The sequence below is a fragment of the Bradyrhizobium sp. PRIMUS42 genome, from assembly GCF_023006515.1.
Lineage (GTDB): Bacteria > Pseudomonadota > Alphaproteobacteria > Rhizobiales > Xanthobacteraceae > Bradyrhizobium.
On sequence record NZ_JALBGZ010001128.1, the window covers coordinates 1 to 1,361 of the forward strand.

General features: G+C 62.1%; 1 protein-coding gene. It reads right to left on the reverse strand.

Annotation, left to right across the window (positions count from 1 at the left end):
- A partial coding sequence (lpxC, locus tag MOV75_RS38280; RefSeq protein WP_247008020.1) for a UDP-3-O-acyl-N-acetylglucosamine deacetylase occupies nt 1-833 on the reverse strand: 833 nt, incomplete at its 3' end.
- Nucleotides 834-1,361 lie beyond the last annotated feature (528 nt).

The following is a 1,361-nucleotide window of genomic DNA, read 5'->3' on the forward strand; positions in this document are numbered from 1 at the left end:
AGCAACGCGGTCAGGACGGCGTGGTTGAGCTTGTGGCCGCCACGCACCGAGCGGTAGGCGCCAAGCAGCGGCAGGCCGGCCAGCGAGAGATCGCCGATCACGTCCAGCACCTTGTGGCGGGCGCATTCATCGGCGTAGCGCAGGCCCTCGGTGTTGAGCAGCCGCTCGTCGTCGAACACGACGGTGTTGTCGAAGGAGGCGCCGAGGGCATAACCCGCGCTCCAGAGCCGCGCAACGTCGGACATCAGACCGAAGGTCCGGGCCCGGCCGACTTCGCGGCGGAAACGTTCCGGATTGAGGTCGAAAGCGTAAGCCTGCTGGCCGATGACGGGATTGGTGAAGTCGATCTCGACCTCGACGGAGAACCCATTGGCGTAGGGCCTGATCTCGCCGAAGGAGTCGCCGATCTTGACCGAGATCGGCTTCAAAACCTGAATGAAGCGGCGCTGTGCCGGTTGGGTCACGATACCGGCCTGGTCGATCGCCGCAATGAAGGCCGCAGCGCTGCCGTCCATGATCGGCACTTCCGGACCGTCGATCTCGATCGTGGCGTTGTCGACACCCATGCCCCGCAGTGCAGCAAGCACGTGCTCGGCAGTGGAGACCAGCGGACCGTTGCGATCGCCGAGAACGGTGGCGAAGTCGGTCGCGATCACCTGGTCAGCGGTCGCCTGAACTTCGCGATCACTTCCCTCAAGGCCCGTCCGGACAAAAATAAAGCCCGCGTCGACAGGCGCAGGCCCAAGCGTGAGGGTGACGGGAAGACCGGAATGAACGCCCACGCCTGCCACAGAGGCTTGCGCACGAAGCGTTGTTTGCCGGCTAAATTTCATCAGGAACCCGCCCCACTACGACCCACTGCGACTTATACTAGACCCACTTGGCCGGCCAGTGCCGGCGCCGCGAATCCGTATCCCCAAGTCACGGCAAACCATAGTCACTGCCTCAAACAGCGCCAACTCACGCTTTTTTACCGATTGTTACCCCAAACCTGCCGTATTCGCGCCAAGGCTTAACCAAATTGCGCCGAGGTTTTGGGCCGCTGCCGGCAATTCTACTGAACACCCGAACACGTAATTAATGATTTAAAATCAGTTGTTTGACTGCGCAATCCGGGTATGCACGGGACAAAAGGAAAGGTCCCGGCAAGCTTGTTGCCGGGACCTTTTTTCGTCTGCCTTATTGTAACAATCCTCAGGTCGCCTGCCGCCGCAGGAAGGCCGGGATATCAAGATGGTCGTCGCCCTGTGGCGCCGGCGCAACAGGCGCGGGACGGCCATGCATGTCCAGGCCCTGCGGCGCGGGCCGGCGGGCATACTCGGATACCGGTTCGCTCGATGCGATCTGCTGCGCCACGGTCT